The sequence below is a fragment of the Lentzea sp. NPDC020367 genome (assembly GCF_044387305.1).
In the GTDB taxonomy this organism is placed as follows: domain Bacteria; phylum Actinomycetota; class Actinomycetes; order Mycobacteriales; family Pseudonocardiaceae; genus Lentzea.
Genome location: NZ_JBIRVV010000021.1, coordinates 22,405 through 42,107, shown reverse-complemented (window position 1 = coordinate 42,107; position 19,703 = coordinate 22,405). Strand labels below are relative to the sequence as shown.

Annotated in this window: 22 protein-coding genes; 14 read left to right on the top strand and 8 right to left on the bottom strand. The window is 69.2% G+C overall.

Features of this window, described 5'->3' with window-relative positions:
- Nucleotides 1–5 precede the first annotated feature (5 nt).
- On the bottom strand, nucleotides 6–1,232 hold the full coding sequence (locus ACH413_RS43550; RefSeq protein WP_360039213.1) for a cytochrome P450: 1,227 nt from the start codon (nucleotides 1,230–1,232) through the stop codon (nucleotides 6–8).
- A gap of 121 nt (nucleotides 1,233–1,353) precedes the next feature.
- Here ACH413_RS43550 and ACH413_RS43545 point away from each other — a divergent pair, with 121 nt between their 5' ends.
- A complete protein-coding gene (locus ACH413_RS43545; protein ID WP_360039216.1) occupies nucleotides 1,354–2,481 on the top strand; it encodes a steroid 3-ketoacyl-CoA thiolase in 1,128 nt (375 codons plus the stop codon).
- On the opposite strand, the gene ACH413_RS43540 is transcribed toward ACH413_RS43545, so the two are convergent.
- The 3 genes from ACH413_RS43540 to ACH413_RS43530 are packed head-to-tail and all read right to left on the bottom strand — an operon-like array spanning nucleotide 2,465 to nucleotide 5,029.
- Nucleotides 2,465–3,406 carry a hypothetical protein gene (locus tag ACH413_RS43540; protein ID WP_360039219.1) on the bottom strand — a complete coding sequence of 314 codons (942 nt, stop codon included), beginning with the start codon at nucleotides 3,404–3,406 and terminating at the stop codon, nucleotides 2,465–2,467. The two genes, ACH413_RS43545 and ACH413_RS43540, sit on opposite strands and share 17 nt — an antisense overlap.
- A gap of 10 nt (nucleotides 3,407–3,416) precedes the next feature.
- Nucleotides 3,417–4,271 carry an SDR family oxidoreductase gene (locus ACH413_RS43535; RefSeq protein ID WP_360039222.1) on the bottom strand — a complete coding sequence of 285 codons (855 nt, stop codon included), beginning with the start codon at nucleotides 4,269–4,271 and terminating at the stop codon, nucleotides 3,417–3,419.
- Nucleotides 4,268–5,029: an SDR family oxidoreductase gene (locus ACH413_RS43530; protein WP_360039225.1), complete on the bottom strand. Its 762-nt coding sequence runs from the start codon at nucleotides 5,027–5,029 to the stop codon at nucleotides 4,268–4,270. The genes ACH413_RS43535 and ACH413_RS43530 overlap by 4 nt, the downstream gene beginning before the upstream one ends.
- 63 nt (nucleotides 5,030–5,092) lie before the next feature.
- Between ACH413_RS43530 and ACH413_RS43525 the strand changes: the two genes are divergently transcribed.
- From ACH413_RS43525 to ACH413_RS43510, 4 genes are read left to right on the top strand one after another with little or no spacing between them, the layout of a single operon-like run.
- Entirely contained in the window at nucleotides 5,093–5,860 is a 768-nt protein-coding gene (locus ACH413_RS43525; RefSeq protein WP_360039228.1) for an enoyl-CoA hydratase family protein, read from the top strand.
- On the top strand, nucleotides 5,835–6,632 hold the full coding sequence (locus ACH413_RS43520) for a CoA-transferase (RefSeq protein WP_360039231.1): 798 nt from the start codon (nucleotides 5,835–5,837) through the stop codon (nucleotides 6,630–6,632). The genes ACH413_RS43525 and ACH413_RS43520 overlap by 26 nt, the downstream gene beginning before the upstream one ends.
- Nucleotides 6,629–7,342, top strand: a complete 714-nt coding sequence (locus ACH413_RS43515) for a CoA-transferase (RefSeq protein ID WP_360039234.1) — start codon at nucleotides 6,629–6,631, stop codon at nucleotides 7,340–7,342. Before ACH413_RS43520 ends, ACH413_RS43515 begins: the two co-directional genes overlap by 4 nt.
- A complete protein-coding gene (locus tag ACH413_RS43510) occupies nucleotides 7,339–8,388 on the top strand; it encodes a nitronate monooxygenase (RefSeq protein ID WP_360039237.1) in 1,050 nt (349 codons plus the stop codon). The genes ACH413_RS43515 and ACH413_RS43510 overlap by 4 nt, the downstream gene beginning before the upstream one ends.
- Here ACH413_RS43510 and ACH413_RS43505 read toward each other — a convergent pair.
- Genes ACH413_RS43505 through ACH413_RS43490 form a run of 4 tightly spaced genes read right to left on the bottom strand, consistent with a single transcriptional unit; the run spans nucleotide 8,372 to nucleotide 11,951 of the window.
- Nucleotides 8,372–9,502: an acetyl-CoA C-acetyltransferase gene (locus ACH413_RS43505; protein ID WP_360039240.1), complete on the bottom strand. Its 1,131-nt coding sequence runs from the start codon at nucleotides 9,500–9,502 to the stop codon at nucleotides 8,372–8,374. The genes ACH413_RS43510 and ACH413_RS43505 overlap by 17 nt on opposite strands.
- Before the next feature lie 24 nt (nucleotides 9,503–9,526).
- Nucleotides 9,527–10,123, bottom strand: coding sequence for a TetR/AcrR family transcriptional regulator (locus ACH413_RS43500; protein WP_360039243.1), 597 nt, complete (start codon nucleotides 10,121–10,123; stop codon nucleotides 9,527–9,529).
- Between the two features lie 14 nt (nucleotides 10,124–10,137).
- The gene (locus ACH413_RS43495; protein WP_360039246.1) at nucleotides 10,138–10,881 is read right to left on the bottom strand and encodes an SDR family oxidoreductase; all 744 of its coding nucleotides are present in this window, start codon (nucleotides 10,879–10,881) and stop codon (nucleotides 10,138–10,140) included.
- Nucleotides 10,878–11,951: an acyl-CoA dehydrogenase family protein gene (locus ACH413_RS43490; RefSeq protein ID WP_360039249.1), complete on the bottom strand. Its 1,074-nt coding sequence runs from the start codon at nucleotides 11,949–11,951 to the stop codon at nucleotides 10,878–10,880. The genes ACH413_RS43495 and ACH413_RS43490 overlap by 4 nt, the downstream gene beginning before the upstream one ends.
- 43 nt (nucleotides 11,952–11,994) lie before the next feature.
- On the opposite strand from ACH413_RS43490, the gene ACH413_RS43485 reads away from it, so the two are divergent.
- Genes ACH413_RS43485 through ACH413_RS43445 form a run of 9 tightly spaced genes read left to right on the top strand, consistent with a single transcriptional unit; the run spans nucleotide 11,995 to nucleotide 19,702 of the window.
- Nucleotides 11,995–13,467 carry a FadD3 family acyl-CoA ligase gene (locus ACH413_RS43485; protein WP_360039252.1) on the top strand — a complete coding sequence of 491 codons (1,473 nt, stop codon included), beginning with the start codon at nucleotides 11,995–11,997 and terminating at the stop codon, nucleotides 13,465–13,467.
- A complete protein-coding gene (locus ACH413_RS43480; RefSeq protein WP_360039255.1) occupies nucleotides 13,464–14,294 on the top strand; it encodes an enoyl-CoA hydratase in 831 nt (276 codons plus the stop codon). The genes ACH413_RS43485 and ACH413_RS43480 overlap by 4 nt, the downstream gene beginning before the upstream one ends.
- Nucleotides 14,294–15,385: an acyl-CoA dehydrogenase family protein gene (locus ACH413_RS43475; protein WP_360039258.1), complete on the top strand. Its 1,092-nt coding sequence runs from the start codon at nucleotides 14,294–14,296 to the stop codon at nucleotides 15,383–15,385. The genes ACH413_RS43480 and ACH413_RS43475 overlap by 1 nt, the downstream gene beginning before the upstream one ends.
- Nucleotides 15,382–16,422, top strand: coding sequence for an acyl-CoA dehydrogenase family protein (locus ACH413_RS43470; protein WP_360039260.1), 1,041 nt, complete (start codon nucleotides 15,382–15,384; stop codon nucleotides 16,420–16,422). The genes ACH413_RS43475 and ACH413_RS43470 overlap by 4 nt, the downstream gene beginning before the upstream one ends.
- Complete coding sequence (locus ACH413_RS43465; protein ID WP_360039263.1) at nucleotides 16,419–17,378, top strand: acyl-CoA dehydrogenase family protein; 960 nt, start codon at nucleotides 16,419–16,421, stop codon at nucleotides 17,376–17,378. The genes ACH413_RS43470 and ACH413_RS43465 overlap by 4 nt, the downstream gene beginning before the upstream one ends.
- 31 nt (nucleotides 17,379–17,409) lie before the next feature.
- A complete protein-coding gene (locus ACH413_RS43460) occupies nucleotides 17,410–17,916 on the top strand; it encodes a YbaB/EbfC family nucleoid-associated protein (RefSeq protein WP_360039266.1) in 507 nt (168 codons plus the stop codon).
- Between the two features lie 2 nt (nucleotides 17,917–17,918).
- The gene (locus ACH413_RS43455; RefSeq protein WP_360039269.1) at nucleotides 17,919–18,230 is read left to right on the top strand and encodes a type VII secretion target; all 312 of its coding nucleotides are present in this window, start codon (nucleotides 17,919–17,921) and stop codon (nucleotides 18,228–18,230) included.
- Nucleotides 18,227–18,928, top strand: coding sequence for a hypothetical protein (locus ACH413_RS43450; protein ID WP_360039272.1), 702 nt, complete (start codon nucleotides 18,227–18,229; stop codon nucleotides 18,926–18,928). The genes ACH413_RS43455 and ACH413_RS43450 overlap by 4 nt, the downstream gene beginning before the upstream one ends.
- A 6-nt stretch (nucleotides 18,929–18,934) precedes the next feature.
- On the top strand, nucleotides 18,935–19,702 hold the full coding sequence (locus ACH413_RS43445; RefSeq protein ID WP_360039275.1) for a hypothetical protein: 768 nt from the start codon (nucleotides 18,935–18,937) through the stop codon (nucleotides 19,700–19,702).
- The last annotated feature ends 1 nt before the right edge of the window (nucleotide 19,703 follow it).

Here is a 19,703-nt window from a genome sequence, read left to right as displayed (position 1 = left end):
CTTTCTCACGAGTACTGGACTCGGAACTCCTTGATCCCGTTCAGCCAACCCGAACGCAGCCGCCGCGGCTCCGCGACCTGCTTGATGTTCGGCATGGCGTCCGCGATCGCGTTGAAGATCAGGTCGATCTCCAGGCGGGCCAGGTTCGCGCCGATGCAGAAGTGCGCGCCGCTGCCGCCGAACCCGAGGTGCGGGTTGGGGTCGCGCAGGATGTCGAACTTCTGCGGGCTGTCGAAGACGTCCTCGTCGAAGTTCGCCGACGAGTAGAACATGCCGACCCGCTGCCCCTGCTTGATCTCCACGCCGCTCAGTTCGGTGTCGGACATCGCGGTGCGCTGGAACGACACGACCGGCGTGGCCCAGCGGACGATCTCGTCGCCGGTGGTGGTGGGCCTGGAGTCCTTGTACAGCTCCCACTGCTCGGGGTGGTCGAGCAACGCCTTCATGCCGTGCGTGATGGCGTTGCGGGTGGTCTCGTTGCCGGCCACGGCGAGCAACAGCACGAAGAAGCCGAACTCCTCCGACGCGAGCCCTGCGCCGTCCACGTCCGCCTGGACGAGCTTGGTGACGATGTCCTGGCGCGGGCACTTGCGGCGGTCCTCTGCCATCGTCCACGAGTAGCCGAGCAGTTCCGTGGCGGCGGTGAGCGGCTCGATCTCGAACTCGGGGTCGTCGTAGGCGATCATCTGGTTGGACCAGTCGAAGATCTTGCGCCGGTCGTCCTGCGGGATGCCGATCAGCTCCGCGATGGCCTGCAACGGCAGTTCGCACGCGACGTCCGACACGAAGTCGCCGGTGCCCTTGTCCAACGCCTCCGCCACGATCCGCTCGGCCCGTTCGGCCAGCGCGTCACGCAGGCTGTTCACGGCTCGAGGCGTGAACCCGCGCGAGACGATCGCGCGCTGCTTCGTGTGTGTCGGCGGGTCCATGTTGAGCAGGAGCAGCCGCTGCATCTCGATGTTGTCGCGCGGCATGTCGTCCTTGAACCGGATGATCGCCGTGTTCTCGCGGCTGGAGAACAGCTCGCTGTTGCGCGAGACCTCCTTGACGTCGTGGTGCTTCGTCACCACCCAGAAGCCCTCGTCGGGGAACCCGCCCTTGCCCAGCGGCTTGGAGTTCCACCAGATCGGCGCGGTCTGGCGCAGTTCGGCGAACTCCTCGAACGGCAGCCGGCTCGCGTACATGTCGGGGTCGGTGAAGTCGAAGCCTTCCGGGATGCGCGGCTTGCTCACAGGCACCTCCTAGGTGGAACGCGTTCTATCCGATTCAAACACGGTTGCGCCTTGTGTTGAAGCCCCCATGCGGCCAATCTGGAGCCATAGAGGAACGTGTTCTAGTTTCCAGGAGGCTCGCGTGGGCAGTCCGGTGATCGTGGGAGCGGTGCGCACGCCCATCGGCAGGCGCAACGGCTGGTTGTCCGGCCTGCACGCCGCCGAGCTCCTCGGTGCGGCGCAACGAGGTCTTCTTGACAGGACAGGTCTCGATCCGTCCACTGTCGAACAGGTCATCGGCGGCACCGTCACCCAGGCGGGCGAGCAGTCGAACAACATCACCAGGACGGCCTGGCTGCACGCGGGCCTGCCGCAGACCACCGGCTGCACCACCGTCGACGCCCAGTGCGGCTCGGCCCAGCAGTCCACGCACCTCATCGCGGGTCTCATCGCGGCGGGTGCCATCGACGCCGGCATCGCGTGCGGGGTCGAGGCGATGAGCCGGGTGCCGTTGCGCAGCAACATCGGTGAGACCGGCATGCCGCGCCCCGACTCGTGGACCATCGACCTGCCCAACCAGTTCGTCGCCGCCGAACGCGTCGCGGAACGGCGTGGCATCGGGCGCGAGGAGGTCGACCGGTTCGGCGTCCAGTCGCAGAACCGCGCTCGGGCGGCGTGGGCGGCGGGCCGGTTCACCGCCGAGGTGGTGCCGGTGAAGGTCGGCGAGGAACTCGTGGACACCGATCAGGGCCTGCGGGAGACCTCGCTGGAGGCGTTGGCGGCGTTGAAGCCCGTTGTGCCGGACGGCGTGCACACGGCCGGGACGTCGTCGCAGATCTCGGACGGCGCGTCCGCCGTGATGGTCGTGGACGAGGAGTTCGCACGGGCGCACGGGCTCAAGCCGCGCGCCCGGATCGTCACGCAGTGCCTGGTCGGATCGGACCCGTACTACCACCTGGACGGGCCGGTCGACGCCACCGCGCGGTTGCTGAAGCGCAGCGGGATGAAGATGGCGGACATCGACCTGTTCGAGGTCAACGAGGCGTTCGCATCCGTCGTGCTGTCGTGGGCGGCGGTGCACCGGCCGAACCTGGACCGGGTCAACGTCAACGGCGGCGCCATCGCGATCGGTCACCCCGTGGGCAGCTCCGGGACGCGGTTGATCACGACCGCGCTGCACGAGCTGGAGCGCAGGGACGGAACAACGGCGTTGATCACGATGTGCGCGGGCGGGGCCATGGCGACCGGCACGATCATCGAACGGATCTGAGGTCCTCGGCCGGGTACGGAGTCCGCCGGCTCTCGTGCTGGAACCGTCGGTAGAAGTCCTTCATCACCGCGGCGACGTCGTTGTGGCGGTTCAGGACCGCCGCGACCCGTGGCGGAACTCCCTGTGAGCGCAGCTGGTACGCGAACCACATCACCAGGTGCGTGACTGTGTAGTGGCGGTCGTAGTCCTGGTTCTCGGCGAAGAACGCGATCTCCTCCCCGGACAGGTCGAACCGGGAGGAGATCGCGAGGCCGTAGTCGGCGAAGTACAGGCGTTCGCCGTCGGTCAGGATGTTCTGGAAGTGGCCGTCGAAGTGCAGCAGGCCGCGGGAGTTCATGAACTCCACCCCGGCCGCCATCTCCCGTTCGACCATCTCGCAAGCGCTTTCGAGGTCCTCGTGGCTGTTCAGCCAGTCGTGCAGGTTGTGCGGGAAGCACTCCAGGAACAGCACGATGCTCGCGCTGGACTCCCGCAACGCCTCGATGCGCGGCCGCACCTCCGGTCCCCAGTAGTCGACAGCCCTGTCCAGTTCCTCGGGAAGCTCCTGGGCCGATGGCAGGACCCGCCAGTGGTACGTCAGCGGAAAGCCCTCGTGCTCGCCCGCCAGCACCCAGTCCGTCGTCATGGTGTGCACGGCCAGCTCACGCCAGGCACCGAAGCCCGCCGACCCGACCAGCCCGACGCCGTAATGGGCGTGCACGGGCAGGTCGTAGAGGTTCGCCGTCGATCCGGCGTGCCGCAGCTCCAGGTCCGTCAGCGGCAGCCGCTTCACGAAGACCGGGATCCCGCCGACGTCCGCCACCGCCGTCGGCCCGCCGATTCCCGCCCCTCTCGGCTCGGCGCGGTCCACCAGGTCACCGAGTTCGCGGTCGCTGAGCTGCGCCAACGCGGCCGAGACGGTCCTGTGGGAGTCCAGACGGGTCACCTGATCGAAGTTACTCGGCTCCGTAGACCGGCGTCGGGTGATCGTCGGCGACCAGCTTGCGGACGACGCTGCCTAGCTCGTCGGACGACCAGCGCTCGCCCTTGTCGACCTCCGGCCCGCGCTGCCAGCCGTGCACGACGCAGACGCGGCCGCCGTCGACCTCGAACATCCGCCCGGTCACGTCCCCGGCCTCCTCGCTGCCGAGCCACACGACCAGCGGCGAGATGTTCTCCGGGGCCATCGCGTCGAACCCGTCCTCCGGCGCCGCCATCATGGTCGCGAACGTCGCCTCGGTCATCCTGGTCCGCGCTGCGGGGGCGATCGCGTTGACCGTGATGCCGTAGCGGGCCAGTTCGGCGGCCGCCACCAGGGTCATCGAGGCGATGCCCGCCTTGGCCGCCGAGTAGTTCGCCTGCCCGACGCTGCCGAAGATCCCCGCCCCGGACGACGTGTTGATCACCCGGCCGCTGACGGCACCCCCGGCCTTGTGCACGGCACGCCAATGCGCGGCGGCGTGGTGCAAGGTCGCGAAGTGGCCCTTCAGATGAACGCGGACGACCTCGTCCCACTCGTCCTCGGCGCAGCTCACGATCATGCGATCGCGCACGATGCCGGCGTTGTTGACGAGCACGTCCAGTCCGCCGAACTCCGACACCGCGGCGTCGATCAGCCGTTTCGCACCGGCCCAGGTGCCGACGTCGTCGGTGTTGACGACGGCCCGCGGCCCGATCAGCTCCGCCACCTCGCCCGCGACCGCGGCGGACAGGTCGTTCACCACGACCCGCGCGCCGGCCGCACCGAACGCCAGCGCGTGGGCGCGGCCGATGCCCCGCCCGGCCCCTGTCACGATCACAACCCGGTTCATGAAGAGCCCCCATCGGCAGCGGTCAGGAACGCGGGTGCCTCTCCCCCGCCGTGCACGACCAAGGTCGCGCCGCTGACGTAGGACGCCAGCGGTGAAGCCAGGAACACCGCACACGCGCCGACCTCGTCCGGCGACGCGAGACGCCCCAACGGCACGGTCTTCGCCACGGCCTCGATTCCGGCCTCGGAGCCGTAGTGCAGATGCGACTGCTCGGTACGCACCAGGCCCACGGCCAACGCGTTGACCCGCACCTTCGGCGCCCATTCGACGGCCAGCGACGAGGTCAGGTTGTCGAGCCCGGCCTTCGCGGCACCGTAAGCGGCGGTTCCGGGCGACGGACGCCGTCCGCTCACGCTGCTCACGTTCACGATCGACCCGCCGGAGTCCTGCTTCTGCATGACCTCGTTCGCCACCTGGGAAACCAGCAACGGCGCCAGCAGGTTCAGCTCGACGATCTTGGCATGGAACCGCGGCGAGGCCTTGTCCGCCAACGCGAACGGCGCCCCGCCGGCGTTGTTGACCACGACGTCGAGCCGGCCGTGTTCGGCGACGATCCCGGCCACCAAGGCAGCCACCTGATCGGCATCCCGCACGTCACAGGGCACGAACGACGCCCCGTCGACCTCTGCGGGACGCCGGGCACACGTCACGACGACGGCCCCGGCCGAGAGAAACGCGCGGGTAATGCCGAGACCGACACCCCGCACGCCGCCCGTCACGAGGACGACTGCTCCGTCGAGGTCCAGTTCCACCAGCACCTACCCCGCTCGCTCCGGCACTGCTAAGTTACCAAGCAATCGCTTGGTTCGGAAGGCGGCTCCATGGGAATCTCCAGCAGCCACACCGAAAACGGCATCATCGAGGTCACCGTCGACTATCCCCCGGTGAACGCCATCCCGTCGCAGGGCTGGTTCGAGCTGGCCAAGGCCATCACGGCCGCGGGTGAGGACCAGGACGCCCGCGTGGTGATCCTGAGGGCCGAGAACCGCGGCTTCTGCGCGGGCGTCGACCTGAAGGAGATCCAGCGCGCCGAGGGCTACAACGCCCTGGTCGCGGCCAATCGGGGGTGTGCCAAGGCTTTCGCGGCCGTGTACGACTGCGAGGTGCCGGTGATCGCCGCGGTGAACGGGTTCTGTCTAGGCGGCGGCGTCGGGCTGGTCGGCAACGCGGACATCATCGTGGCGTCCGACGACGCCACGTTCGGGCTGCCCGAGGTCGACCGAGGAGCACTCGGCGCGGCCACGCACCTGGCCCGGCTCGTGCCGCAGCACCTGATGCGGACGCTCTACTACACGGCCCGCAACGTCAGCGCGCAAACCCTGCACCACCACGGCAGCGTCGTCGAGGTCGTGCCGCGCGCACAACTCGACGACGCGGCGCGCGAGATCGCCAAGGAGATCGCCAAGAAGGACACGTCGGTGATCCGCGCGGCCAAGGAGGCCATCAACGGGATCGACCCGCAGCGCGTGCACCAGAGCTACCGCTTCGAGCAGGGCTTCACCTTCGAACTGAACCTCACGGGCGTGTCGGACCACGCCCGGCAGGCCTTCCTGGACGGAAACCATGCGCGACAAGCGAATGACAGCTGACGAGGTCGTCGGCGAGATCAAGGACGGGATGACCGTCGGCATCGGCGGCTGGGGCTCGCGGCGCAAGCCGATGACCCTGCTCAAGGCGTTGCTTCGATCCGAGGTCAAAGATCTGACGGTCGTGACGTACGGCGGCGCGGACGCCGGGTTGCTGTGCGCGGCGGGCAAGGTGCGCAAGCTGGTCTACGGCTTCGTCTCGCTCGACTCGATCCCGTACGACCCTTGGTTCAAACGGGCGCGCGAGACCGCCGCGATCGAGGTCCTGGAGCTGGACGAGGGCATGTTCCAGACCGGGCTGCGGGCCGCCGGTCACCGGTTGCCGTTCCTGCCGATCAGGGCAGGCCTCGGTTCGGACGTGCTGAAGTACGCGCCGGAGCTCAAGACCGTGCGATCGCCCTACGACGACGGCGAAGAGCTGGTCGCCATGCCGGCGTTGAAGCTCGACGTCGCTCTGGTTCACCTGAACCGGGCGGACAAGCACGGCAACGCGCAGTACCTCGGCCCGGACCCGTACTTCGACGACCTGTTCTGCCTGGCCGCGGACCGGCGTTACGTCTCGTGCGAGCAGATCGTGGAGGCGTTCGACGGGCCGCCGCAGACGTTGCTGCTCAACCGGATGATGGTCGACGGCGTGGTGGAAGCACCGGGTGGGGCGGGATTCACGAGCTGCGTCCCGGACTATCCGCGCGACGAGGCCCTTCAGCGCGAATACGCCTCAGCGGCCACCGATCTGGAGCAGTGGCCGGAGTTCTACGAGAGGTTCCTGGGATGAGCGACATCACGCGAGCCGAAGTCTGCGTCGCCGCCTGCGCCGACCTGTTCCTCGGAGCCGGGGAGACGCTGGCCAGCCCGATGGGCCTCATCCCGTCCCTCGGCGCCAAACTGGCCCGCCTCACCACCGAACCGGACCTGCTGCTGAGCGACGGCGAGGCGTTCCTGCTCACGCCCGAGTCCACTGTGGAGGGCTGGCTGCCGTACCGGAAGGTGTTCGACGTCGTCGCGCACGGCCGGCGGCACGTCGTGATGGGCGCGAACCAGGTCGACCGGTTCGGCAACCAGAACATCTCCGCGATCGGCGACCACGCGCGACCCACCCGGCAACTCCTGGGCTTCCGCGGCGCGCCGGGCAACACGATCAACCACCGCACCAGCTACTGGGTGCCGCGGCACAGCACGCGCGTGCTGGTCGAGGCCGTGGACGTGGTGTCCGGCGTCGGCTACGACCGCGCTGTCGGGCCGTTCCACGACATCCACCGCGTGGTCACGAACCTCGCCGTGCTCGACTTCGGCACCCCGGACCACTCGATGCGCATCGTCTCCGTGCATCCCGGCGTGTCGGTCGACGAGGTCCAGAAGCAGACGTCGTTCCCGCTCGTCGCCGAGGACGTCACCGAGACGCGGCTGCCGACCGAAGAGGAACTGGACCTGATCCGGACGAAGCTCGATCCGGGCAGCAAGCGGGACAAGGAAGTCCCGCAGTGAAGACCGCTCTGACCGAACTGGTCGGCGTCCGGCATCCGGTCGTGCAGACCGGCATGGGCTGGGTCGCGGGACCACGGCTGGTCTCCGCGACCGCCGAAGCGGGCGGACTCGGCATCCTGGCCTCGGCGACCATGACCTACGTCGAGCTCGAAGCCGCCATCAAGGAGACCCGCGCTCGCACGTCCGCGCCGTTCGGCGTGAACCTGCGAGCGGACGCCTCCGACGCGCCGGAACGGATCGACCTGCTGATCCGCGAACAGGTCAAGGTCGCTTCCTTCGCGCTGGCACCGAAACCGGACATGATCGCGAAGCTGAACGACGCCGGCGTCGTCGTGATCCCGTCGATCGGCGCGGCCAGGCACGCGGAGAAGGTCGCCAAGTGGGGTGCACACGCCGTGATCGTCCAGGGCGGCGAGGGCGGCGGCCACACCGGCGGCGTCGCGACGACGCTGCTGCTCCCGAGCGTGCTGGACGCCGTCGACATCCCGGTGATCGCGGCCGGTGGCTTCTTCGACGGCCGTGGTCTCGCGGCGGCGCTGGCGTACGGCGCGGCCGGCATCGCGATGGGCACCAGGTTCCTGCTCACCCGGGAGAGCACTGTCCCGGACGCGGTGAAACAGGCCTACCTGCAACGGGATCTGAACGGCACGGTCGTGACCACCCGCGTCGACGGCCTGCCGCATCGCGTCCTGCGCTCGGATCTCGTCGAGCACCTCGAGAAGTCCGGCCGGATCAGCAGCCTGGCACGAGCGGTCAGCAACGCTGCCAGGTTCCGCAAGCACACCGGGTTGTCGTGGCCCGCGATGATCCGCGAGGGCCTGGCCATGAGGCACGGCAAGGACCTCACCTGGTCGCAGGTGATCATGGCCGCGAACACGCCGATGCTGCTGCGCGCGGGCCTGGTCGAGGGCAGGACCGACGCGGGCGTGCTCGCGTCCGGTCAGGTCGCCGGACTGCTGGGCGACCTGCCGACGTGCGCGGAACTGATCGAGACCATCGTGAAGGACGCCGAGTCGGCGATCGACCGGCTCAGAGACGTTCGATGATCGTCACGTTCGCCTGACCGCCGCCCTCGCACATCGTCTGCAGCCCGAACCGGCCACCCGTCCGCTCCAGCTCGTGCAGCAACGTCGTGAACAGCTTCGTGCCGGTCGCGCCGATCGGGTGGCCAAGTGCGAGCGCTCCCCCGTTGACGTTGACCTTCCCGAGGTCGATCTTGAGTTCCTTGGCCCAGGCCAGCGCCACCGACGCGAACGCCTCGTTGATCTCGAACAGGTCGATGTCCGAAAGGGACATCCCGGCGCGTTCCAGCGCGTACCGGGTGGCCCGGATCGGCGCGGTCAGCATGTAGATCGGGTCGGAGCCGCGCGCCGACATGTGGTGCACGCGGGCCCGAGGCGTCAGCTTGTACTCGCGCACGGCCTGCTCCGACACCACCAGCACGGCCGAGGCGCCGTCGGAGATCTGCGACGACAACGCCGCCGTCGTCCGGCCGCCCGGTCGCAACGGTTGCAGCGCGGCCATCTTCTCGACGCTGGTGTCCGTGCGCGGGCATTCGTCGGCAGCGACACCGTTCACCGGCGCGATCTCGCGGTCGAACCGGCCTTCCTTGATCGCGGTGATCGCCCGCAGATGGCTCTGCAGCGCGAACTCCTCCATCTCGCGGCGCGACAGGTCCCAGCGCACGGCGATCAGGTCGGCCGCCCGGAACTGGTTGACCTCCTCGTCGCCGTACCGGTGCTGCCAGCCCTCGCACCCCTCGAACGGGCTGACGGTCATGGCCGACCCGATCGGCACCTGCGACATGTTCTGCACGCCGCCCGCGACCACGACGTCGGCCGTGCCGCTCATCACCGCCTGCGCCGCGAAGTGCAGCGCCTGCTGGCTCGACCCGCACTGCCGGTCGACCGTCACGCCCGGCACCTGCTCCGGGAATCCCGCCGCCAGCCAGGACGTCCGCGCGATGTCACCCGCCTGCGGGCCGACCGTGTCCACGCACCCGAAGATCACGTCGTCCACGTCCGTCGGGTCGACGTCGACCCGGTTGAGCAGCGCCGTGATCACGTGCGCGCCGAGATCGGCGGGGTGCACGTGGCTCAGTTCGCCGCCACGCCTGCCCGCCGGAGTCCGCACAGCCTCGATGATGTACGCCTCGGCCACGAGGGCCCTCCTTCTACGGCTTTGCTACGTCTTGGAGTTCTTCCTGCGGCCCGTGGCGATGCCGTCGAGCAGGATCGCGAGGTACTGGTCGGCGACCTCGTCCGCTGCCAGGTCACCGTCCGGCCGGTACCACCGCACGGCCACCCACACCGTGTCGCGGATGAACCGGTACGCCACGTCAACGTCGAGGTCGGCGCGGAACACGCCCGCGCGCATGCCCTCCTCCAGCAGCACCGTCCACAGCTTGCGGAACTCCACGCTGCGATCGTCCACGTAGGAGAACCGCTCCAGCGGCATGAGGTGCTTGGACTCGTTCTGGTAGATCGCGACCGCGGCGTGCCGGGTGTCGATCGCCTCGAACGACGCCACCACCAGGGCTTTCAGCGTCTGCTTCGGCCCGAGCCCCGCCTCGACGATCTCCCGGTACCGCGTGAACAGCTCGTCCAGGAAGGTCCGCAGGATCTCGTCCACCATCGACTCCTTCGAGTCGAAGTGGTGGTAGAGGCTGCCGGACAGGATGCCCGCCGCGTCCGCGATGTCCCTGACCGTGGTCTGCCCGTAGCCACGTTCGGCGAACATCTTCGCGGCGAGCTCCAGCAGCTCGGCCCTCCGGCTACTCATCGGTCGTTCCTTCCTCACGGGTGCTGACTGCTCACCGAGACGACCTCGCCCGTGAGATAGGACGAGTAGTCGCTGGCGAGGAACACGATCACATTCGCGACCTCCCAGGGCTCGGCGGCGCGCCCAAAGGCCTCTCGGGACGCCAGTTCCGTCAGCAACTCCTCACTGGTGACCTTGGTCAAGAACGGGTGCGCCGCCAAGCTCGGGGCGACCGCGTTCACCCGGATGCCGTGCTCGGCGACGTCCATCGCGGCGCATCTGGTCAGCGCCATGACCCCGGCTTTCGCTGCGGCGTAATGGGCTTGACCCTTCTGGGCGCGCCAGCCGATCACACTGGAGTTGTTAACGACGACACCGCTTCGTTGGACGACCATTTGGCGTAGTGCGGCCCTGGTGCAGCGGAAGGTGCCGTTGAGGGTGACGTCCAAGACGCGCGACCACTCGTCGTCGGCCATGTCCAGCACGGACTTCTCGCCGCCGAGGCCGGCGTTGTTCACCATCACGTCGATGCGGCCGTAGCGCTCGACCGTCTCGTCGATGAGGTTTTGGACTTGCTGCTCGTTGGTGACATCGCACGGGACGGCGTGATCCGTGCCCAGCGCCTCATGGGTTTCCTTGAGGCGGCGCTCGTGCCAGTCGCTGATGATCACGGTGGCGCCCTCTTCGAGGCACCTCTTCGCGGTCGCCGAGCCGATGCCGGTGCCCGCCGCGGCCGTCACGACGACGATCTTGTCCTTGAGCAGGTCGTGGCCGTTCATCGGGGCAGCCCCAGGATGCGGTGGGCGATGATCTCGCGCTGGATCTCGTCGGAGCCGCCGTAGATCGTCTCCGCTCGGCTGAACAGGAACATCCGCTGCCACTCGTTGTCGTCGATCATCGACTCGGGGCCGAGCGAGTCCATCGCCAGCTCGCCGAGCCTGCGGTGCCAGCTTCCCCAGAACAGCTTCAGCACGGACGCCTCCGGACCCGGGTCGTCGTTGAGCGTTCTCATCGTGTGCGAGCGCATGACGTGCAGTTCGAGCCATGCCCTGGTGAGGCGCTCGTCTTCTGGCGCCTTCGCCATGATCGCGTCGAGCTGCCGGCGGAAGCTGACCTGGTGGCCGAGCATCGCGGTGCCGCGTTCGAAGCCGAGGGTCGCCATGGCGATCTTCCAGCCCTCGCCGGGCTGACCGACGACGTTCTCGCTCGCCGTCACCGCGCCGTCGAAGAAGACCTCGTTGAACTCCGACGTGCCGGTGAGCTGGCGGATCGGCCGCACCTCGATGCCCGGCTGGTCCATCGGCACGAGCAGGTACGACAGGCCCCTGTGCCGTTGCGAACCGGGTTCGGTGCGGCACAGCACGAAGATCCAGTCCGAGTAGTGCGCGTTCGACGTCCAGATCTTCTGGCCGTTGATCACCCACCTGTCGCCTTCGAGGGTGGCCTTCGTCGTGACGGAGGCGAGGTCGGACCCCGCGCCCGGTTCCGAGTAGCCCTGGCACCACAGCTCGTCGAGCGAGCGGATCCTGGGCAGGAACCGTTCCTTCTGCTCTGGCGTGCCGAACGCGACGAGCGTTGGGCCGAGCAGGCCCTCGCCGACGATGTCGACCTTCGCCGGAGCGTCGGCCTCCGCGTACTCCTCGTGGAAGATCACCTGTTCTTCCACACTGCGCTCGCCGGGCCAGCCGAGGCACGTCCACCCGCTCCGCGCGAGATGCCGATGCCACCGCAGCCGTCCCTCGAACGCCTCGTGCTCGCGGCCCGGTCCACCCAGGCCGCGCAGCTCAGCGAACTCACCGACGAGGTTGGCGGACAACCATTCCCGCACCTCGCGCCGGAAGGACTCCATGCGCCATACTCTAACCTACCAAGCACTTGCTTTGGAGGGTGTGATGGCGGACGTTCCAAGCAGGCAAACGGTTTCAGCCGTGCTCGACCGCGCTGCTGCTTCGTACATCGACGCGGAGGCGTTGGTGGACGGGGAGGTTCGCCTCACCTGGCTGGAGTTGCGTTCGGCGGTGCTGGACGCGGCGCGCGCACTCGCGGGGATGGGTGTGCTTCCCGGCGATCGGGTGGCCTTGTGCGCGCCGAACTCCGCGCACTGGGTGGTCGCGGCACTCGGGGCGTTGCGGGCCGGTGCGGCGCTGGTGCCGATCAACACCCGGTTCACCGCGACGGAGACGTTGGACGTGCTGCAACGCAGTGCCGCTCGCGTCCTGATCGTCGAGGGCGAGTTCCTCGGGCGTGATCGGGAGGCGGAACTGCGGGCGTTGTCTCCAGAGCTGCCGTCGGTTGTGCGACTACCGGCCGAGTGGGTCGCCACGGGCGTGGATCTTCCCGACCTGGCTGAAGATCAGCTTTGCGACGTCATGTTCACGTCCGGCACCACCGGGCGCAGCAAGGGGGCGATGAGCGCGCACCGGCAGTCGCTCGGGGTGGCCGAGGCCTGGGCCGGCTGCGGTGAGCTGACGTCCGCGGACCGCTACCTGATCGTCAACCCCTTCTTCCACACCTTTGGTTACAAGGCGGGGATCCTGACCTGTCTGCTGACCGGGGCGACGATCGTGCCGCAGCCGGTGTTCGACGTCGTGGAGACGATGCGGCTGATCGAACGGGAACGGATCACCGTGCTGCCCGGTCCGCCGACGATCTTCCAGGCGTTGCTCGACCACCCCGACCGCGGCTCGTTCGACCTGTCGAGCCTGCGGCTGGTGGTCACCGGCGCCGCGGTGGTGCCCGTCGTGCTGATCGAGCGGCTGGCGGAGCTGTCGCTGACCGTGCTCACCGCCTACGGGCTGACCGAGGCCGTCGTCGCCACCATGTGCCGCCCTGGCGACTCTCCCGAAACGGTCGCGCACACGTGCGGTGCGCCGATGGCGGGGTTCTCGTTGCGGCTGGGCGCGCAGGACGAGGTGCTGTTGCGCGGTCCGAACGTGATGCTCGGCTACCTCGACGATCCGGAAGCGACGGCGCTCGCGATCGATTCCGACGGCTGGCTGCACACCGGTGACGTCGGCGCGGTGGACTCGCGGGGGTACCTCTCGATCACCGACCGGCTCAAGGACATGTACATCTGCGGCGGTTTCAACGTGTACCCCGCCGAGATCGAGCAGGCGCTGGCCCGGTTGCCGGGAGTCGCGGAGTCGGCCGTGGTCGGGATGGCCGACGCCCGGCTGGGTGAGGTCGGGGTGGCGCACGTCGTCACGGCGCCCGGTTTCTCGCTCTCCGCGGACGAGGTGATCGCGTTCTGCCGGGAGCGGCTGGCGAACTACAAGGTGCCGCGTGCCGTCGAGTTCCACCCGGCGCTCCCCCGCAACGCCATGGGCAAGGTCCTCAAAACCCAACTGCGCAAGGAGAACGCGTGACAGTCTCGTATGAGCGGCGGGACGCGGTCGCCGTCGTGACCATGAACCGCCCGGAGTACCGCAACGCGCAGAACTCGGCGATGACCTACGCGTTGGACGAGGCCTTCACCCGCGCGGTGAACGACGACGAGGTCAAGGTGATCGTCCTGGCCGGCGCCGGCGACCACTTCTCCGCGGGCCACGACATCGGCTCTCCTGGCCGCGACGTCGATGTCTCCTTCGAACGCAAGGCCGTGATGTGGTGGGACCACGTCGGCCGCGAGGGTGGTGATCTCCGGTTCGCCCGCGAGATGGAGGTCTACCTCGGCATGTGCCGGCGGTGGCGGGAGATCCCGAAGCCGACGATCGCTTCTGTCCAGGGCGCGTGCGTGGCGGGCGGCCTGATGCTGGCCTGGGTGTGCGACCTGATCGTGGCGGCCGAGGACGCGTTCTTCGCCGATCCCGTGGTGCGCATGGGGATTCCGGGCGTCGAGTACTTCGCGCACCCGTGGATGCTCGGTCCGCGCGCCGCGAAGGAGGTGCTCTTCACCGGCGACCGGTTCTCGGCCCAGCGCGCCTACGAGTGGGGCATGGTCTCGCGTGTCGTGCCGCGTGCGGAGCTGGAAGAGTCGACTTTCCAGCTGGCGTCGCGCATTACCGCGATGCCGCGCTTCGGGCTAGCGCTGGCGAAGAAGGCCGTCAACCAGTCCGAGGACCTGATGGGCCTGCGTGCCGGGATGGATTCCGTCTTCGGTCTGCACCACTTCGCGCACGCGCACAACGCCGAGGTGAGCTCCGACGCGTTGGCCGGGATGGACGCCCGTTCGATGAAGAAGGCCTCCGGCTGATGGATCTCTCACTGGACGCCAGGACTTCGGAGTTCCAGGCGGAGGTGCGTTCGTGGTTGGCCTCCAATGTTCGCCCTCTGTCCTCTATGGACACCGCCGCGGGCTTCGAGGAGCACCGCGCGTGGGAACGGCTGCTCGCTTCTGAACGACTGTCGGTGGTCTCCTGGCCTACTTCTTACGGCGGCCGGGAAGCCTCGTTGCTGCAGTGGCTGGTGTTCGAGGAGGAGTACCACGCTTCGGGTGCGCCGGGCCGTGTCTCGCAGAACGGTATTTTTCTTTTGGCGCCAACGTTGTTCGCTCACGGCACCGACGAACAGCGTGCGCGGATCCTGCCCGCGATGGCGCGCGGCGACGAGGTGTGGGCGCAGGCCTGGTCCGAGCCCGAGGCCGGGTCCGACCTGGCGTCGTTGCGCAGCACCGCCGTCCGGTGCGACGGCGGCTGGCTGTTGCGCGGGCAGAAGACCTGGAGCTCGCGGGCGGCGTTCGCGGACCGGGCGTTCGGCCTGTTCCGCACCGGCGACGGCGAACGTCACCGCGGCCTGACCTACCTGCTCTTCGATCTGAGGGCGGACGGCGTGACCGTGCGCCCGATCGACCAGCTCGACGGCGAACCGGGCTTCGCCGAGATCTTCCTGGACGACGTGTTCGTGCCGGACCACGACGTCGTGGGCGAGGTCGGCGACGGCTGGCGCGTGGCGATGAGCACGGCGGGCAACGAGCGCGGCCTGACCCTGCGCAGCCCGGGCCGTTTCACCGCGGCGGCCTCCCGGCTGGTCGAGCTGTACCGCAAGAACCCGGACCCGGCGTTGCGCGATCGGGTCGTCGACGCGTGGATCGGCGCGCAGGCCTACCGGCTGCACACGTTCGGCGCGCTGGCCAGTCCCTTGTCTGGGCCTGCCGCCAGCGTCACGAAGGTGTTCTGGTCCGAGCTGGACGTGGCTCTGCACGAGACCGCGCTAGACCTGCTCGGCGAGGTCGCGCCGGGGTGGCGGGACGGGTGGCTGTTCTCGCTCTCGGGCCCGATCTACGCCGGTACCAACGAGATCCAGCGCAACGTGATCGCCGAACGACTCCTGGGGCTGCCGCGATGATGTTCACGCTCTCGCCGGAGCAGACGGACTTCGCCACCGTGCTGCACGGGTTCCTGGCCGCCGGCAAGACGGACCTGGCCTCGCTCGGGGTAGACGAGGTGACCGATCCGGTCGACCTCGTGGTGGTGTTCGAGGAGTTGGGGCACCACGCGGTGGGCGGGCCGCTGGTGGAGTCGTTGGCGGTGGTGCCGGCGCTGGTGGGTGGGGCTGAGGCTGGCGGCGGTAGCGGTGGCAGCGGCGGCGGTAGCGGCGGCGGCAGCAGCAGCGGCAGCAGCGGCGGTGGCGACGGCGGCGGTAGCGGCGGCGACGGCAGCGGCAGCAGCGGCAGCAGCGGCAGCAGCGGCAGCAGCGGCAGCAGCGGCAGCGGCAGCAGCAGCAGCGGCAGCGGCAGCAGCGGCGGTGGCAGCAGCGGCGGTGGCAGCAGCGGCGGCGGCGGAGCTGGGACCTGGTCGGTTGCCTTCCCTCCCTTCATCCCCCACGCCGTCGAGGCCGACCGCTACCTCCTAGTCGACGGCGACACCCTCCGCGAAGCCTCCCCCACCACCGAACTCCAGTCCGTCGACCCCGCCCGCCGCCTGTTCGAACTGACCGCCGGCCCGGTGATCGCCACCGACGTACCAGCGGACCGCGCGTTCGACCTCGGCGTCCTGACCTGCTCGGCCCAACTCCTCGGCCTCGGCCGCGCCATGCTGGAGATGACCACCGCCCACGCCAAGGCCCGCGCCCAGTTCGGCAAGCCGATCGGCCAGTTCCAGGCGGTCAAGCACCACCTCGCGAACGTCCTCATCGGACTCGAACTAGCCCGCCCGCTGGTGTTCGGCGCGGCCGTGACCATGTCGTCCCGCGACGTCTCGGCGGCCAAGGTCGCCACCTCCGACGCCGCCTGGCAGGCCGCCCGTACGGCACTGCAGGTCCACGGCGCCATCGGCTACACCGCGGAGCACGACCTGGGCCGTTTCCTGTTGCAGACCCGAGCCCTGCGCACGGCGTGGGGAAGTCCGTCGATGCACCGAGCACGCGTGCTGGAGGCGTTGTGACACCGGAACAACTCGCGTTGCGTGACGCCGTCCGCAGCCTGCTCGACAAGCACTCCGACGTCCGCGCGGCCATCGAGACCCCGCACGGCTACGACAAGGCCGTGTGGGCGCGGCTGTGCGACATCGGCGTGCTCCCGATCCCGGAGCGGTACGGCGGTTCCGGGGCCGGCCAGGCGGAAACCCGCGTGGCGCTGGGAGAACTCGGCCGCACGCTCACCCCCGCTCCCCTGCTCTCGTCGGCCATCGCGGCAGAGGCGATCCTGGCCACCGGCGACGACGAGGCGTGCGGACGGCTGCTGCCGAGGATCGCCGAGGGGACGGTCGCCGCGCTCATCTGGCCGTGGCACGAGAACACCATCGGCGACACGGCTCGTTTCGTCGTCGACGGCGACCTGGCCGAAATCCTTCTCGTCACGGACGGCGTCGACCTGCACGAGGTCCACCTGTCCGGCGTGACCCGCGAGCACACGCCCACGATGGACCTCACCCGTCGCCTCGCCACGATCCACCTGGCGAACGCGGCGAAGACCCGTCTCGGGTCGTGGTCACCTCATGTCCGCGACGTCGCCATCGCCGCGTTGTGCGCGGAACAGGTCGGCACCGCCGCGAGGGCCCTGGAACTCACCGTCGAGTACACCAGGACCAGGGTCCAGTTCGGCAAGCCGATCGGCTCGTTCCAGGCGCTGAAGCACCGCATGGCGGACATGCACGTCCTGGTCGAGACCGCCAGATCGGCAGCAGAGGCCGCTGCCGACGAGGTGTCCGCGGCGGTGGCCAAGGTCTACTGCTCGGAGGCGCTCTTCGCGGTGGCCGCGGAGATGATCCAGTTGCACGGCGGGATCGCGATCACGTGGGAGCACGACGCGCACCTCTACTTCAAGCGGGCGCACGGAAGCGGCCAGTTGTTCGGCAGTCCGCGCGTCCACCTGGCCCGACTCGCTCGTTTCGTCCCGTAGGCAACCGCTTTCCTGCCTAGACTCCAGCCTCGTGGACGAACCCCTCCTCGATCCGAACGGCGCGCGGGAGCGCCTCGCGGCGTGGAAGGGCAGAGTCGACAAGCTGGCCGCCGACACGAAGGCGATGGGCGATCGCCTGCAGGAGCTGCGCGTCGTCGCGAGCGATCCCGGGCGGATGACCGAGGTGACCGTCGACTCGACGGGTCAGTTGGTGGGGCTCCGGCTCACCGACCGGATCGACCGGGTGACACCGGACGTCGTGGCGTCGACGATCATGGCGACGCTCCGGGCCGCGCGCCGCGAGTTGGCGGAGAAGTCCCAGGAGGTCGTCGCCGAGACCGTGGGAACCGAGTCCGCGGCGGCGCAGGCCATCTCGGCGAGCATCGCGAAGCACCTGCGGACCGAACCAGGCCCGCGCACCGCGCCGTCTCCGCCGCCCGGTTCGGTCCCGGTACTGCCCGCCGCCCGTTCTCGCCGGCCGCCTCCCCTGCCCGACGACGAGGACGACAGCCCCAGCGTCATCGACGATCGGTGGTGAGCATGACCGGGTTCGAAGTGGAAGCGGAACTGCTGCGGCAGCACGCGACGAACGTCGACGCGATCCTGCGGCGGTTCGCCGGGGTCCAGTCCGCCAGTTCCCACATCACGAAGGACGACCAGGCGTACGGAAGGCTGTGCAGCTGGCTGCCCGGCAAGCTGGACGCCAGGCACGTCGCCATCGACACCGTCATCGCGACCGTCGAGAGCAATCTCCGGACCGTCGTGAAGGAACTCCACGCCAGCGCGGACACCTACATGGCCGTCGACGCGGACACACGCGAGAACATCCTCAGGGCCGCGGGTGCGCAATGACGGACAAGACGCTCATCGCACCGGAACAGTCCTCGCACAGGCCGTGGACGGGCGCCAGCCTCCCGGACAGCATCGAGGGACTCGTCGAGGCGATCAAGAGCGAGGGCTGGGTCGACGACGCCCTCGCCGGCGCACAGACCGGTGTCGAGGTCGCCTCTTCCGTCCTGGACCCCGTCAGCGCGCTGCTCGCCAACGGGCTCGGCTGGGCGATCGAGTACTTCCGGCCACTGCGCGAGGCGCTCGACGACGTGACCGGCAAGCCCGATCTCGTGAAGGCCCACGTCGCGACGTGGGACAACATGGCGACCGAGCTCTCCTCGATGGCCGACGACCTCCGCGCGGACCTGGAGACCGACCTGTACGGCTGGAACGGCGACGCCTCGGAGAGCTACCAGCGGTTGATGGCCAGCAACGTCGAGGCGATCGCCGCGATGTCCGGTCTCTCGTCCGCGATGGCCGCGGCGTCGAAGGGCGCGAGCGGCCTGGTCGAGATGACCAGGGAGATCGTGCGCGACCTGTTCGCCGACCTGGTGGCGCGGATCATCGTCTGGCTCGCCGAGTCGTTGCTCGTCCTGACGATTCCCTACGTCGCGGTTCAGATCGTCGCCGCGGTGGTCAAGTGGTCGGGCCGGATCCTCACGTTCACGACCGGCCTCGTCAACAGCGTGACCAACCTGACCGCGCTGCTGGACGGGTAGGGCGCGATGGCCCCGAGGACGAAGAGCCCGAGCGGCACCGGAGGCGGTCCGCCCAGACACCCGTCCGGCGGCCCGGCCGCGGGCGTGACCAGTGCGACGCACGCGGCCCAGCAGGCCGCCACGGCGGGCACGCCCAACGCGGCGAGCGGCACCGGCACGCCCGCACCTCCGCCGGCTGCCCGGCCCGCGCAGCCGACGCACCCTGCCGGGGCTCCGCCGATGCCCACGGCACCGCTCAACGCAGCCGACATCCACCACAGCGCCAAGTCCGTGGAGCACATCGCCCACGGCGACGGTGGCCGAAGCGGAGGCCACCTGGCCGGCACGGGGTTCTCGGGCAAGACCGAGTTCCCGAGGAGCTGGAACGTGGCCAAGATCAAGGCCGCCACGTACGAGGTCACCCAGATGGGGCCGCCGGTCAAAGGCCCGCTGCTCACCAGGGACGCCGACGGCAACCCGGCGTGGGCGTACAACTACGAGGGCATGGTCGACGGCGTCAACATCAGGACGGTGGTGCTGGAGACCGGCGAGATCCGCACGTCGTTCCCGAAGAACGGTCGCGACATGGGCGTGATCGAGAATCCCCCCGCACCCCACCCGCCCCCGCCCGGGATCCCCCAGGGGGTTCCGCCCCGATACAGCCACCCCAGCCTGGGTGGTGACGGCAGCTGGACCTGGGAAGGTCCCAAGGGCAACGAGATCCGCAAGATCGTGAAGGATGCCCACGGTATCGTTCACGGCCCGTTCGTACTCGGCCCGTACCAGAAGAAGTGAC